The 15,932-nt window shown below is 68.7% G+C and carries 3 protein-coding genes; all 3 read right to left on the bottom strand.

Annotation, left to right across the window (positions count from 1 at the left end; genetic code table 11):
* Positions 1 to 20: 20 nt before the first annotated feature.
* The 3 genes from PX554_RS25125 to PX554_RS25115 all read right to left on the bottom strand — a co-directional run bounded on the left by PX554_RS25125 (position 21) and on the right by PX554_RS25115 (position 15,913).
* Entirely contained in the window at positions 21 to 1,904 is a 1,884-nt protein-coding gene (locus PX554_RS25125) for a tetratricopeptide repeat-containing sulfotransferase family protein (RefSeq protein ID WP_275504872.1), read from the bottom strand.
* Positions 1,905 to 1,972: 68 nt separating this feature from the next.
* Positions 1,973 to 3,487 (bottom strand): Hint domain-containing protein, encoded by a 1,515-nt coding sequence (locus PX554_RS25120; RefSeq protein WP_275504871.1) that lies wholly within the window; start codon positions 3,485 to 3,487, stop codon positions 1,973 to 1,975.
* Between the two features lie 48 nt (positions 3,488 to 3,535).
* Positions 3,536 to 15,913, bottom strand: a complete 12,378-nt coding sequence (locus PX554_RS25115; RefSeq protein ID WP_275504870.1) for a filamentous haemagglutinin family protein — start codon at positions 15,911 to 15,913, stop codon at positions 3,536 to 3,538.
* Positions 15,914 to 15,932: the final 19 nt, after the last annotated feature.

Below are 15,932 nucleotides of genomic sequence, written 5' to 3'. Positions count from 1 at the left end.
CGGCGATTGATGCCGCCGCCCTACCCCTCGACCGTATAGCCCAGCCGCTCGATCGCTGGCATCAGGATCGGGATCACGGGTTCGAGATGCTTCAGATAATGCCGGTAGCGATGCACCGAGCGGGTGTAGAGCTTCTCGGTGACCTGCGCGTAGCTCGCGGTGCGCGCCGGCCGGGCGTTCTCGTGGAAGGCGAGCGTGCGCGCATCGAAATCCTCGCCGATGAACCCGAACAGCGCGCGGACCTCGCGTTCCTGCTCGGCGACCAGATCCTCATAGCGCAGAGCGTGGTAATGGAGCGGCAGCGCCGCGCGATAGGCCGCGATCAGTTCGGCGATCCGCGCATAATGGGTCGCGGCGCTCTCCAGCGCATAGGCGCAATAATAGCCATGGGTGAGGCCGTTGGAGAAGACCGAGAGCACCACGTCGAGCGGGTGGCGGACCAGATGGACGATCGGCGACTTCGGAAACAGGATGTGGATGAGCCCCAGATGCGTCTCGTTGAGCGGCATCTTGTCGGTGAACCAGCGCTTGGCGGGATCGACCGCGCCGAACCGCGCGGCTTCGTTGAGGTAAAGATCGCGCAGGGAAGCGACCAGCCCGGCCCGGTCGCCGAGCCAGAGTTCGCTGAGCGCCTTGGGGTAGGAAAGCTGGCTGCCCAGAAGCATCGGTGCGCGCTCGGCGAGCTGGCCGATCACCGGCAGTTCGTCGCCGGCCGCGAAATGCGGGTGGCTGGTCAGCGTCTGCTCGACCAAGGTGGTGCCCGAGCGCGGGAAGCCGACGATGAACACCGGCTGCGGCACGTCGTCGCGGGTGGTGGCGCGCGGCAGCAGCGGCGTGCGGCCCGGCGTGAAGAAATCGCCCAGTTCGCGCACCAGCGCCGCGGCGCGCTCGTCCTGATAGCTGTGCCCGCTGGTCTCGCGCAGCCAGGCCTTGAACGCGCTGAACGCCGCGAAGGCTTCGTCATAGCGCCCCATGCTGTCGAGGATCTGGCCCTTCTGCAGGTTGGCCCCGCCGCCGTCGCCCGCGCCTTCCGCCCGTCCGGCATCGAGCGTCGCGAGCGCGCGCTCAGGCTGGCGGGTGCGCTTGAGCAGCGTCGCGCGCGCGATCGGCAATTGCGGATGCTGCGGGGCGAGCGCTTCGACCCGGTCGAGCAGCGCGTCGGCCGCCGCGAAATCGCCCGCGGCCTCCTCGAGCGCCGCCCAGGCGAGCAGCAGCGCGGGGTCGCGGCTGTCCTCGCTTACGCCCGCGAAGATCGCGCGCGCCTCGTCGAACCGGCCCTGATGGCGCAGCGCGATCGCCAGATGCGCCTCGATCTCGCGGCGCTGCACCTGCGGCCCGCGTGGGCTGGGCAAAGCGAGCGCCACCCGGAAATGATGCTCGGCCGCCTTGCCGTTGGGCTGGACGAGGAACGCCCGGCCCATCGTCATGTGCGAGATCGCCGCCTCGGGCGCGAGCCGCACCAGCATGCGCGCATGATATTGCGCGCGCGCCATGTCGTCGCGGCCGAGGAAGAATTGCGCGGCGGTGACGCGCGCCACGGGGTCGTTGATATGGATATTGGCGAGCCGGTCGACCACGGCGGCGGCGGCGTCCGTCCTGCCTTCGTCGCGCAACGCATGGAACAGCAGGGTGAGCGCGTCACGCCGGCCGGGGGCCTGTTCGAGCAGCGCGATCGCCTGGGCCTTGGCTGCCGCCTTGTCGCCGCGCGTCCAGCTCCCCGTGAACGCGGCGGCTTGCTCCTCATAGCCTTCCGCTTTCGCCGTCTCCAGCGCGAGGCGCGGATCGAGCGCGCAGCAGCGCGGGCCGGTCAGCCCCGAACCGCACGGGCACGGCCCGGCGGCGGGCGCTTCAGGGGCCGCGGAGGTGCCGGCGGTTGGGCGGTCGGGGGCGGCAAGCTCGGTCATCGGCACTCCGGTTGAAACGCGAAGGGACGCCCGCATGGGGCGTCCCTCCTTTGGGTTGAGCGGTCCCGTCAGGCGGCGATCCGCAATATGGGTTGGGCGCGCTTCCAGCTCGGCGCGACCATCGCGAGGGTGAGGTCGAGCGTCGTCGGACCCACGGCATCGAGCGCGAGAACGCCCGCGCCGTTCGTCCAGCGCCAGCCGATCCCCTCATGGCGCTCAACGGCGAGGAAGCCCTTGCCGAACAGCGCGGCGTCGAGATCGACCGGCTCGCCGTCGATGTGCAAGTCCGCCACCGCGACGCCGAGCAGGCGGCCGTCGCCGAGCGCGGGCATCACATGGGCCAGCACCGCGCTGTTGGACTTGAGCACCAGCGTGGAGGCGGCCGGCAGGACGAAGCGGTAGCGATTGCCGTCGATGCGAACAGGCAGGATGCTCACGCCGTCGGCCTCGAAGACGAGATCGGCGTCCTCGGTGCGGGTCCAGCCCAATTCTTCCGCGCGAGCGTGGAGCGTCTCGCGGATCGCGACCAATTGCGGCCCGCCGGCCACCAGCGGCGCGCAGGCGTCGTCCCAGCTCTTGGGATCGAGGCGGCCGTGCAGTTCGACGCTCTCGCCACCATTGGCGAAGGACCGCCGGTTGCCGTCGTCGAGATAGGACTCGCAGGGCAGGCCTTCGGCCAACAGCACGTCATGACTGTCGAGTTCGATATGGAAGTAGCGGATCTGCTCGACTGCTTCCTGCACGATGGTCGCGCCGTTCACCAGATGGCCGACCGGCACCAGCACGCCGTCGACATAGACCGCATGGCCCGGCGACAGGCGAACATCGCGTTCCGGCAGGCCCGGCCCGAAGGCATCGGCGGTGACGCGCACCGGGTTGACCTCATGCGGGCGGCGGTGGCGCGAGGGCCGCGCGACGAGCTGGCCGATCCACTTGACCGGGCGCGCCTCGCCGCTGGCGGTCAGCGCGAGATCGCCGATCGCGAGGGTTTCGACCGCGACCAGGCCCGAGGCCGTGGCGATGCGGGTGCCTTCCGCGAAGCAGAACACGCTGGGGTCTTTGTCGAAGGTGATATCGGCAGCGTCGGGCTCGATGCCATTGGTGCCCAACACGAGCGCGCGAGGGTTCTCACCGCCCGTCGTTGCGGGATGGCCCGCCGAGAGGCCGCCGCGGTCGTTGTAGACAAGGTTGTCATTCTGGCTGAGCAGCAGGCCGTTTTCGGCGAAGCCGTGGATATAGAGCGTGTACGGATTGCCGTCCGCGTCCACATAGTCGCTGAACTGGATCGAGCCGAACGTCGGCAGATAATACCAGGCGCGGCTGTTCCCGTAATAGTCGGTCGAATATTCGGTGTGTCCTGCCACATAGGCATTGCTCAGCACCGTGATTTCGCCGGGATTCAGGGGAACGGTCGGCTCACCGAGCCAAGCTCCTGTTCTAAACGCGCCCACCATTGCAGCACTGCCGCCATTGACGCCCCCGGATTCGGGGTCGGTGTTGAAGAAATCGACAGCCCGCAACTGGTCTTCGGGGAAATTCACCCCGTTGAGGAGGGAATCGATATCGAAAGGATTGTCCGCCATTGTCCTGGTCTCCGCCTGATGGATGTTGGGTAAGGGGACCGCCGGGTTTCACCGGCAGTCGGGGTCTCCGTTGCTGTTGGGATCGCAGCGTCCGTCGCTCGCGGGTCCGAGCACATCGACCGTGATGATCGAGCGCCGGTCGCGCTGGTCGTTGCTGTTGGCCGCGGCGGCCGCCTGCGCCGCGATCGCCGAGGCCGCATCCGCCGGGGTTGCCACCACGTTGGTCGTCGTGCTGCTGGGCACGCCGGTGATGTCGCCCGCCGCCTTGAAATTGTCGGCGTTGGCGACCCGTGCGGCGGCGACCACGACATTGCCCGAGGCGCGCACGCCCGCGTCGCCTGCGTCCACCGTGCCGACCGGCGCGATCAGCAGCACGTCGCTGGGCGGATCCTCGGGAGTGCGCTGGAACGAGCCGATGCCCGCACCGGACACGCTGCCCGCGCTATCGACTTCGGCGAGGCCGTTCTCATCGAACCGCACCGTCACCGGCGGGAAGTTCGACGCGCTCTTGGGGCCTTGACCCGCCGCGATGTCGCCGTTCGACGACCACATCGTGATGTTGCCCGACTGCTGGCTGAACACGCGGCTCTGGTTCAGGATCACGCTGCCGTCGGTGAAGCTGCTGATCGCCCCGCCAGTGAGCGTCAGCACGCCCTCATAGCCGAGCGGCACCGAGTCGAAAGTGTTGACACCCAGCGACGGCGTCAGGCTGCCGCCCTGCAAGAGATAGTGCAGCGGCGTGACCCGGTCCTGCGGCACCAGCGCGGTCGTGCGCCGGCTCGCCTGCTCGCTGGTGCGCACCACCGATCCCGCGATCACGTCGCCGCCCGGCCCCAGGATGCCGACGTCCCCGCCGCGCGCAGTCTGGATCGTCGCGAGACGCAGGTCGACGTCGCCGGTATGGACCCTGTCCGCGACCTGCGGCTGTCCATTGACCACATTGCGCACCGGCTCGCCGAGCGGATGATCCTCGCTGACCGTCGCCAGGTCGGTCGTATAGGCCGCCAGATTGTCGGTATAGCCACGCCCGGTGGGGAACAGCGCCTGCACCGCCCGGTAGCCCCGGATATATTGCTGATAGCTCGGGCCGTCCTGGTCCGTGACCGACGCCAGCTCGTTGAAATAGAGCTGGTTCACCAGGAAGTCCTGCTGGTGCAGCAGGTCGAGGCTGGTCAGCGCCGCATAGAGTTCGGCCGTCTTGCCATAGGCGGCGCTGGCGAGCGCAGTGTCGTCCGCGAAGCTATCGCTGCCGAACACCTGGGCGAACAGGTCCGGATAATGCTCGCGCAGCCAGCTTGCGAGCCTGGGCGCGTAGATCGGCTTGGTCCGGTCGGGCTTCTGGTTGCCGAAGCTGTCCGTCACCTGTGCGAACAAATCGCCGTCGAGCATCGCCGCATTGGCCGGGTCGAGATAGGTATCGCGCAGCGCCGTATAGTCGGCGCCGCCCGCCATGCCGAACCGCACGCTCACATTCGCGCCCTCGCCCGGCAGCCAGGGATTATAGTCGTTGCCGACCGTGCGGATGCCGCCGCCCGACGAGGCGCCGCCGATCGTCGCCGAGGTCACGAACGGCCCGAGATCGCCGCCCGCCTCGACCATCAGCGTCCCCGGCCCTCCGAGGATGAAGTTGTTCGAGCGCACATAGGGCAGGTTGTCGAACCCCTTGGCGATCGTGCCGCTGATGTCGCCGCCCGCCCACACCCGGCTGATGTCGGTGGCGGTGAGGTTCTGGCCCTGGAAGAACAGGTCGACGATATCGCCGCCGGCGGAGACGCGCGCCTGCTTGGCCGCGAAGATCACCGCATTGTCGATGCTGCCCAGCGTATAGATGCGGATCGGCTCGTCGTCGCCCAGATGCGTGAGGAGCTGGCTGTGCTGGTTGCGCAGCTCGGTCGCCGTCGTCGCCGTGGTGACGCCCGGAAGCTGGTAATATTGCAGTTGCTCGGCGAACGCGCCGCCCAGCCGTCCCGGATCGACGTCGCTCATCCCGATCACCAGGCCGGTCAGGTCGCCCGCGCTGTAGAGCCGGAGTTGGCCGATCGCCGACGGATAGAGGATCTGCGGCATGTTGACCGGCAGCTCGACGCTCGCCGACAGCGAGGTGATCTGCAAGGACGGCGGCAGGATCTGCGAGAAGGCGACCTCGCTGCTGTTCGCGGTCATGTAGCTAGGCTGCTGCCCGCTCTCGCGCACTCCGCCGAGCCCCGTCGTGCCGAGGATCGCCGCCGTGTCGTTCGCCTCGAGCGTGAAGCTCGCCGTCGGCGCATAGAAGCCCGCCGATTGCTGGCGCTGGTCGACGCCCAGCGCCGACACGCTGGCGATCCGCGCGCTGCCATTGGCCGAGACATCGACCACCGCATCGGCGAGGCGGACGCGCAGATATTGCGGCGTCTCGATCGCGATCGGCTCATAGCCATAGGTGGCGATATCGCGGCCCGCTATGATGTTCGCCGCGCCGCTCGCGATGTCGATCTGCCCGGCAAGGATGTCGCGGCCCGTCGTCAGCGCGAGATCGCCGCTGCCGAAGGTCAGCATGACGTTGCCCGCATCGCTCTCGTTCGTCGTCACGGTCGCGCCCAGCGCCACCGTCAGCTCGGAAACGTCGCGGCCCGCATCGATCGTCACGTCGCCGCCCGCCAGCGCGCCGACGCCGCTGGTGAAATAGTCCGCCGACAGCCCGATCTCGGTATCGACCCCGATCGTTCCCACCCGCCATGCCTGTGTCTGCTGGCCCGCGGTCAGTTCTGCCCCAGTGCTGGTGTTCGAGCTGGCGCCGTTATAGCCTTGTCCCACCGTGCCGGTGAGCTGCGTCCAGGCGTCCCTGCGGCCGAGCACATCGCGGCCCGCGTCGAGTATGATGTCGCCGCCGCCATGCGCCAGCACCGGCTGGTTCCCCGAAATCCCCTTGGGCGAGGGGATGAAGTCCGCCGCTGCCGCGACTGCCTCCAGATAGGGGCTGTCGGGCGAGAGCGTCACCAGTTCGCCGGTGTCCGCGATCCGCGCCATGAGCGGGCTCGGCGCCACCCGGACGCCGACCGTGTAGATCGCCGACGAGGCGTATTGCGCCGAGAAATTGGTCGCGAGCGCATAATTGGCTTCCGCCGCCACCGTGCCGTCGGGCCGGCGATAGACCGCTTCGGCGCCGCCGCGCAGGTCGATGTCGCGCGCGGCGGCCACCGCGATATCGCCGTCGCCGCTGCGGATCACGGTCTTCACATAGGAACGGTTCGGCGCTGTCGGCGAGGTCTGCTGCGCGGCGGTGCCGTAGCGGATGATCGGCGCGTTGCGGTTGGCGCTGTAGCCCGTCCGGCCGCTGGCGAGCCCCGCCTGCCAGGTCGGCTCGAAGCTTTGGAGGAAGGCGAGGACTTCGTTGAGTGGCGCGACGATGCCCGTGGGGTTGGTCGCGTTGCCGACGAAGCTGTAGCCCTTGCCCGCGAAGAAGGTCCGCGCCGCCGCCCTGGCGTCGGCGCCGAGCCCGGCGCTGCTGCCCCAGTTCAACTGCGTGTAGGTATCGTCCTTGAGCTGGTCGAGCCCGGCGGTCCGCTCGGTGAGATCGAGCGTGTCGCCGATGTCGAAATTGATGTTGGTCGGATCGGTGGTCGAGCGCGCGAGGTGGAATTGCAGCCCGCCGTCATAGGCGACCGTGCCGGTCGCGGTCAGCGCATAGCTATATTCGCCCTGCACCACGACATCGGCCGCGAGCGCGCGATCGACCGCCAGCGGGTTGACCGACAGCCTCGATCCGGTGCCCGCCACGAGCCGCAGGTCGGACGAATGCATCGCCGTGTCGCCGCCGAGCAGTGGGAACAACTCGCCGAAGCCGAGGCTGTCCTGTCCCTCGCCGCCGCCCGCCGCGCTATTGCCGGTGAGCGAGAGCGGCGAGTTGATCGTCTTGCTTGCCCCGTCGGCAAGGTCGCCCTGCACCGCCGCCGTGCCGAGCGCGATGACGAGCGTGTTCGACGTGCCGGGATTGCTGCCGTCGCCATAGGAGGGGAGATAATTGCAGTCGCTCGAGGTGGAGCCGCAGGTGAAATTGAGCGCCGGCTGCCAGGTCCGGTCGCCGCCGCCGAGCTGATAGCTCACATAGGCCGGGTCCGACTTGTCGCGGAAGGTGAAGAAGCCGTCCGAGATCGTGCGGTTGACCGTCAGATCGCCGCCAGCGCGCAGCGTGACGACCGGCGCTTCGCCGCGCGCTGAGCCATCGACCCGGTAGAGGAAGGTCGCATAGCGATCGAGCAGAGCGCCTTCCTTGCCCGGCACGACCTTGTAACGCGGCGCTTCGGCGGTGCTGATCTCGGGGATCAGTTCGAGTACGCCCGCGGCCAGCGCCGCATCGAGCTGCTCGGTCGAGAAGCTGGCGGCGGCGAGATTCCACTGCGTCGCCGTGGCGATGTCGCCGGTCGAGACGAGCTCGACGCCGGGCCGCAGCCGCACGCCATCAAGGCTGGACCCGTCGACGGTCGAGACGTCGAACCCCTGGATGAACCGGACGAGCGAGGACGTGCCGTCAGCGAGCGCCATGTCAGTGGTGAGCGGGTTGGCGCCGGCGGCGCCGAAATCGAGGCTGATCGCGCCGTCTTCGCCGCGTGTGATGCCGGTATAGAACCCGCTGTCGGCAAGCTGGTCGAGATCGTAGCGCTGGAACGCTTCGAGCTGGACGCTGTCGGCGCCGAGGATGCTGCCGCGCTGCGAGAGCGCGACCTTGTTGCGGTCGGTCCCGATCACCGGCGCGCGGAAGGTGACCGTGCCGCCCTGGTCGGCTTCGGCATAGCGATAGACCGTCACCGGGCTGCCGGTCGCGGGATCGGTGATCGTCTGCGCCACCAGCCGGCCGACGCCGGGATCCGCCTGGGTCCGGCGTGCACCGACGTCGATCGTCGCGCCATTCTCGATCGCGATCGCCCCATTGGCACTGTCGATGCCGATGGTGACGTTTCCGGCCGACGCCACACGGCTGTCGGTGTCCGCGTATCCGGTCGTGTGCGTGTCGAGCAGCGCGGTCGCGGCGAGCGTAACGCCGCTGCGGCCCCAGAGCTGGATGTCGCCGCCGTTGACCGCCGCATCGCGCGCGGCATCCGCGGTCATGCCGGTGACGTCGACGCCCGAGGTGTCGATCGTGCCCGCAATGGCGATGCCGCCGCCGTCGGCGGTGAGCGTGACCGACCTGGCCTTGATCGTCTGGCCCGCATCGAGCGCAAGGTCGCTGGCGCCGCTGCGGATCGCCACGTCTCCCGCGAACAGCCTGCCATAGTCGGCCACGAACCCGGCGAGGTCGAACGCGCTCGTGCCGCTGTCGAAAGCGAAGCTGCCCTGGCGGGGTGCGGCATCGTCGGCGAGCGTGACGCCGGGGTTGAGCGCGGCGTCGAGCAGGATCGCGCCGTTGCTCGCCAGCAGGTTGAGCGTGCCGGCCTTGCCGGTGCCGGTATCGGTGACGAGCGTACTCGCCGCATCGGTGCTGATGCCGCCGTTGGCGGAGAACAGGTTGATCGTGCCGCCGCCCGCCGAGACGATGACCGGATCGACCTCGTCGCCGAAGGTCTTTTCGTAGCCGGGAACACTCAACGCCGCGCCATTGAGGGCAATATCGCCCTGCGACTGCACATCGATGATGCCCGCCGTGGCGCGGATCGTCGTGCCCGTGACCGAGAAGGACGCTACCCGATCGTCGATCGTGCCGAACGCGAGGTTGGCGCCCGGCGCCGCATCGCCCTCGATGGTCGCGGCACCGTTCGTGCCGTCCGCTGAAACCGTCACGGCGCCGCTGGTGAGGAACGCATAGTCCGGCCGTACCGTCTGCGCGCGGGGATCGGCCGCCGCCGAGCGCTCGGCGATGAACGGCGTGTTGAGCGCAAGGACCGCGTCTCCGGCCGAGAAGCTGCCCTTGCCTTCGACATAGAGGCCGTCGCTGGCCGCCAGCGTCACGCCCTCGGCGAAGCCCGAGGCGCGCACATCGTTGCTGCCCAGGCTGATCGTCCTGGCGTCAAGCGTGAAGCTGCTGCCCGCACCGCAGCTCGCGGCCGTGCAGCCGTCGGCCGCGTCGGTCGAATTGAGCAGGCGAACATTGCCGGCCTGGAGCGTGACCGACGAGCCGACGGCCGCGCGGATGTCGGTCGCAAGGCTGGCCGTGTCGAGCACCAAGTCGTTGAAATGATGCGTTCCGCCCGAGAAGCGGATCATGCCGGGCGAACGCACGGTCAGCCGCTCGGCCGCCGCCAGCTTGGCTTCCAGCCCCGCGCCGATCGCGCCCGCTTCCCCGGCCACCGCCGCCTCGTCGTCGAACCGCAGGTCCGCGCCGGAGATGGCCGCGGTCTTGGCCGCGATGCTGGCATCGTCCGAGACGATGAAGCTGCCGCTGCTGTCGAGCGCCAGCGCCTCGCCGTCGAGCGTCGCCGCGCCGATCGCCAGCGTGGACTCACCCGTGCCGGTGCGCGTGACCAGCCGCTCGCCGCCATTGGCGAGCCGCAGCAGCGAGCCCGCGCCGCTCGTCACATAGTCGCTGTCCTGCCCCGCGCCGAGCGTGCCGGTCGCGGTGAGGGTGGCACCGTCCTCGATGCTGAGCGCCGAGCCGGCGCCGCCGACGGCCAGCAGCAGTTCAGCCGCTTCAAGCCGTGCGCCGCCCGCGACCGTGATGTTGGTCGCGCTGGCGGTGATCGTGGTGGTGCCGTCGGCATTGTCGGAGCGTCGCCCACCGATGAGGAGGCTGGGCCCGTTGAGCTTCGCGAGCGTCGCGTCGCTGATCAGCAGCACGCCATCCGCGGCCTCGGTATCGGCGCTGGCGATGAGGATGTTGGAGCCGAGCAGGTCGACCTGGCCCGCCTGACCGCCTTCGCCTGCGGACAGGTCGAAAGCGCCCGCAAGCTTCAGCTCGGTGAGCGGCGCGAGCACGACGCGGGCGGCGTCGAGCGGCAGGCGCGGGCGGCCCGTCCCGGCCTTGTCGGCGACGCCTTCCAGATAGTCGGAACCGCTGGTCGTGGTGATCGAGCTGTATTTGGTGAAAACCTCTTTGGTCTGCACCGTGAAACTGTGCCGCGTGCTCTCTGCAATGCCCGTATCGGCATAGGCATAGGTGCCGCCGACCACCACCGAGCCGTCGAGCAGCGTCGTGCTGGTGCCCACCACCGGCGCGCCGGCATCCGTGTTCTCGACCAGCCTGAGTGCACCGGGGATCGCCATTGCATATTTGGCGGGAACGAGCAGATATTCGCCGCCGGCGATGCCGGGCGCAGCATCGAGCACCACGGTCTTGCCGGCGCTCGCACCATAGAGGTCGACAGGCCCGGCGCTGCCATAGTCGGCCGAGTAGATCGGGTCGAAAGCGGCGATGCCGCCGGCCTCGCTGACCGGCACCAGCGCATAGACCTGGCGCTCGTCGGCATATTGATAGCCCGTACGGGTGGCGAGGTCGTAGTTGTTGCTGCTGAAGGCATCCCGGTTGAACCGGTCGAGCACGTCGCGCGAGCCGGTCGCGCCCGAACGGAACTCATAGGCATAGACGTCGCCGCCGCCGCGGCCGTCGATCAGCGACCCTTCCGCCTGCACGATCGAACCCGCCGACAGCACCAGTTCGCCGACCGGAAGCTGCGTCAGCGGCGTGCCCACCGTCGGGAAATAATATTCGATGCCGTCGGTCGTGGTGCCATAGGGAATGGTCAGCCCCGCGCCCGACACCGATGTGACGCTGCCCGCGCCGAAGGTCAGCGTCTCGGTGGGGGTCGAGAAGGGGCCGCCTACGCGCACCGAGCCGGTATCGCCCAGCTGCAGCACCCCGAGCGGCGCGGCGAGATAGCCGTTCTGGACGATCGTCTGCGCCAGCACGCTCAAGCGGCTGCCCGCCGACAAGGGCGTCGCCGCGCGCGGATCGAGATAGCTGTTGCCGAACGTGATCGTCCGGTCGCCGATGGCGGCGATATAATAGGGCGTCGTGTTCGAGTTCGGGTTTTCCAACGCGATCTGGAGATTGCCGGTGCCGGTGGTGGTATAGGTGCGGCCCGCGTCGATGGTGAGGTTGCCGGTCGTGACCACCATGCCGTCAAGCGTCGGCAGTCCGTCGACGAAGTTGGAGGTGACGCCGGTCAGGCGCACGTCGCCCGGCGTCGCGAAGGTGATGTCGCCGATCGAGCGGTCGATCGGCACCGCGCCGATCAGGTCGATACCCTGCGATCCGGCCTGGAGCCGGACGCTGGCATTGTCTTCGAGGTTGCCGGCCTGGCCGGGCGAGCCGGTGCCGATCCGGCTGGCGAGCCGGACATAGCCCGCCGTGACCGTCGCGTTCGATCCCGCCGTCGCCGCGATAGAGATGCCCGCATTGCCGGTATCATAGGGGAAGTTCGCGACCAGCGGGTCCTGCGAGGTCACCATCAGCGCCTTGCGCAGCTTGAGGTCGACATCGCCATCGAGCGTGAGCGAGCGCCGCGCGATCAGCGTGTCGAACCCGCTCGCCTCGATCATGCCGGCGTCGAGATAGTCGGCGCCGCCGTCCGTGGCTGTGCCGACGGTCGGGCGCAGCCATTCGAGCGTGCCGCCCTCGGCCTGCGCGACGCCGCCATGCGCGTCGATCGCCGTCGTGCCAAGACTGCCGCCGGCCAGCGCCGAGATCGTCCCCGCCTTGCTCCATTCGGCGTAAGCGGCGTAGCCGCCGAGGCGGGTCGCCTGGTCGAACGTCGCGCTCGCGCCGCTGATGTCGACCGTTGCCGCGTCGTCGCGGACCAGCGTGCTGCCGGTCAAGATCGTCGTTTGCTGGCTTGCACCGGTCTGGCGGTTGATCTGCGTCGGCGCGCCGAGGCTGATCGTGCCTCCGTCGATCACCCTGCCGGTGCGGATCTGGACGCCGCTTGCCTGGCGCAGCGCGCGCGGGTTGGTGACCGCGATGCCCGACAGGTCGGTGGTGCTGCCCGCCGACAGCACGATGCCTTCGTCCTGCCCCGCCAGCCCGAGGAAATAGACGAGCCGGTCGGCGCCGGTCTTCGACACCAGCTCGGCATTGGTGAGCAGCCGGCTCGCTTCGGCGGGATCGGTGAGGCCCGCAGCATTGTCGGCGCTTTCGAGGAAGCGGCCCTGCTCGTCGGTCGAGCCGCCGAACGCCTCGGCGAGATCGTCCACGCCAAGCCCGGCGGTGAGCAGGCCGCTCACCAGGTCGTCGTGCTGGCCGATCGTCCCGCCGTGGAGGACGATCGAGCCGGCATTGGTGAGCTTGGTGACGGTGAGGCTGGCCTCGGGCGCGCCGATGATGCTGCCGCCTTCGAGCACGTCGAGTTCGGTGAGGCCTCCCAGCACGAGATGGGCGGCCTTGCGGTCCCACAGCGCGTCGTTGGTGGTGGGGGCAAGGAAGGACTGCGACAGCAGGTCCGCGCCGGTGTCGAGCGCGAGCAGCGAGCGCGCTTGTGTCGTCGAGAGGATCGTCGGCAGCATCCACTGGGTGAGGTCGAGCGTCTCGCCGCTGCCAACTGTGAACCGCGTCGTCTCGAGGAACGCCGATTTGCTCACCCGGTCATTGGCGAACAGGTCGTCGACGATGCGCGAGCGGTAGGTCGAGACGTCGAGCGTGCCGAACCCGGTGGTCTTGAAGACATCGAGCCCGATATGCGTCGAGCCGGCAGGGTTGTCCGAACCGAAGCTCACATTGGGCGCGACCAGCGAGAAGGTGCCGCCGCCGGTGAAGCCATAGCCGGTGATCGTGGCGCCGGTGATATCGACCGTCGCGCGTTGCTCATCCGGCACCAGGCTCGGTAGCACCGCCGTCCAGGGACCGCCGGGGACCGGCGTGAACTCGACCGACTGGTTGGGGCCGCCGCCCACCGGCCGATCCGAACTGGTGCCCGTGCTGGTGAGAACGCCGCTGTCGGTCAGCCGGGTCGAGGCATAGACGGTGTTGTTGACGAGGCTGACATCGCCGCCCTTGCCGTCGAGGACGAGGCTGCCGGTCGAGGTGACATAGCCACCCGCGCTCACGTCGAGCCCGCCGCTCACCCGGATGCTGCCGGACAGATCGGCCGCCTGCGTCGCCGTCTTCAGATCGTCGCCGATCGCCACAAACACGTTGGGCGCGACAGTGAGGCTGATCGAGCCGCCATCGCTGAACGCGCCGCCCTGGAGCTGGCCGGGTTCGCGATAGTCGTTGACCCAGCCGCCGGCGGTCGAGAGCGTGCCACCAACGATCACGTCAAACGCGCGAAGGTCGCCTGGATCCTCGGCATAGAGATAGGTGCTGGCGATGTCGTCGCCGGACCCATCGCCATAGAGGCCGGTGCGGAACGCCGAGCCGTTGCTGACCGCGGAACTCAGGCCGTTGAGCGTCGCGCCGTTGAGCAGCGAGGTCGCCTCGATCGTGCCCGACGCGATCGTGACATTGCCGTCGAACCGGATGGTGCGTCCGGCCTCGACCGAGAGGATGCCGCCGAGGGCGAGAGTGAGGTCGGAGACGCCGGTGATGCGGAGCGCATCCGCCGATTGCAACGTGTCGGGATTGAGCCCGGCGAACGTCACCTTGCCGGCGGCGGTCAGCGAGAGCTGCGACAGCCCGGCATCGTTCAGCATCGCGTCGGAAAGCAGAAGTTCCGACCAGTCGGACTCGGTGCTGCCGCGATTGCCGTGATAAACCAGCACGTCGCCGAGCGACGAGATGGTGAGCGCGGCGCCCGAGGGCAGTTCATAGCTGCTTGCCTGGACCAGGCGCAGGTCGCCCGTCAGCGTGCTGGCCGCGCTTGGGCGCTCGCCGCTGGCGATCTGGCGTGAGCCGGCGAAGGCATTGCCGTGGATAGTGCCGTCGACCGAGACGGCCGCGCCGCTGATCGTCAGCGCGCCGGCGTCGCGGCCTTCGTCATAAGCGGCGTCGTAGCGCTGGCCCTGACCCTGGGCGCTGAGGTAGTTCTGCACGAGCCCGAGCCGGGGTTGCAGCACCTCGCTGGTGCCGCTCACCACGCCGACATAGATGTCGTTGGGATCGGCCCTGGCGATGTCGACGATGCGGCCGTCGGCAGTGATGAGCCGGCTGGTCTTGACCGTGCCCGCCGCATAGCTGACCCAGCCGCCCGACACGTCGATCGTCGCGCCCGACGCGACATGCACGCTCGGCGCGGTGTCCACGCTCACATTGCTGAAATCGGTGAGATTGCTGGTGGTCAGCGTGACGCTGCCGCCCTTTGTCATGAACTCCTGTGCCGTCGCCGGGATCTGCCCGGCAAGACTGGCGGCCTCGATCAGCGGCGAGCCGACCCAGGCGACGCCATCGGAGCGCACGCCCGAGACGCGCGGATCGACATAGAGCGTGACGCCGTTCAGCGTGAAGCTGTCGTCGACCACCACCTCGCGGTAGTTGGGGGTATCGCGCAGCTCGTTGCGCTTGACCGGATCGATCTCGATCGAGTTGCGCGAGGCGTTGAGCTTGACGTCCTTCAGGCCCGCAACGTCGATCAGCGCACCGCTCGCGATCTCGATATGACCCGGATGGGCGACCGCGAACGCCGTGATTCTGCCCGGATCGTTGATCGTGTTGGCCCCGATCGCGACATCGGCGCCCGGTGCGTAGATCAACGCGTTCCCGCCCATCGTGAAATCGGTGGCGGTCAGCGCGCCGACCACCTGGGCGTCGGCGCTCAGGATGACCTGGGTGCCGATCTCGAGCTGCGATTGCTTGAAATCCGCCGGATCGTTGGCCGTGCCGAGCGGGATCGTCTCGCCATTGGCGTCCGCGAGCATCGCGACGCCGCCGTCGAGCGTGACCGTTCCGGCGGTGAGCGAGATCTTGCCGCCGCGCGACACGCTGGTGGTCGTCTCGAGCAACCCGCCTTGCGATACCGATCCCTCGGCGCCGACGCCGAGCGAGATGTAGCCGCGCGTCGACGAGATCAGGCCGCTGTTGACGACCGTGCCGCCGGCCTGGCTGCCCGTGGGGGACGCACCGAAGATATAGCTGTTGAGCTTGTAGCCGCGCACATAGGGATCGAGGCTCTCGTCGGACCCGGTCGATTCGCCATAGACGATCGCACGGCCCGCCTGCAGGCTCACCTGCCCGTCGATCGCGGTCAGCGTTCCGGCATTGTCGATCTCCGGCGCGGTGAGCATCACGAACCCGCCCGCTCTGCCGCTGATCCGCGCGCCGCTGTCGATGGTGATGCTGCCTTCCTGCGTCTCGCCGAACGTCTTGCCGTCGCCGGTCGTAACGCCCGAGACGAGCAGCGGCGCGACCGCGGTACCGTCCACCAGACCCGTCGTGCCGTTCGCGGCCAGGAACAGCCCGCTTTCGAGATAGGCGGTATTGCGCTCCTTGATCGTCGTCGCCTGGGTCGGCCCGAAACTGCCTTCGACGAACCGCGCCGCGTTCCCTAGTTCGAGGGTGGAGGCGAGCAGGGAGTGGGTGTTGACCTGCGAGGTGGAGCCGAAGATGATGCCGGCCTGGTTGATGACGACGACGGTGCCATCGGCGGTCATGTTGCCGAGGATGCGGGTG

The sequence above is a fragment of the Sphingomonas pollutisoli genome (genome assembly GCF_029167165.1).
Taxonomy (GTDB): Bacteria; Pseudomonadota; Alphaproteobacteria; order Sphingomonadales; family Sphingomonadaceae; genus Sphingomonas; species Sphingomonas pollutisoli.
Note: the sequence above shows the minus strand (reverse complement) of the source record. Positions and strands in the feature narration are given on the sequence as shown.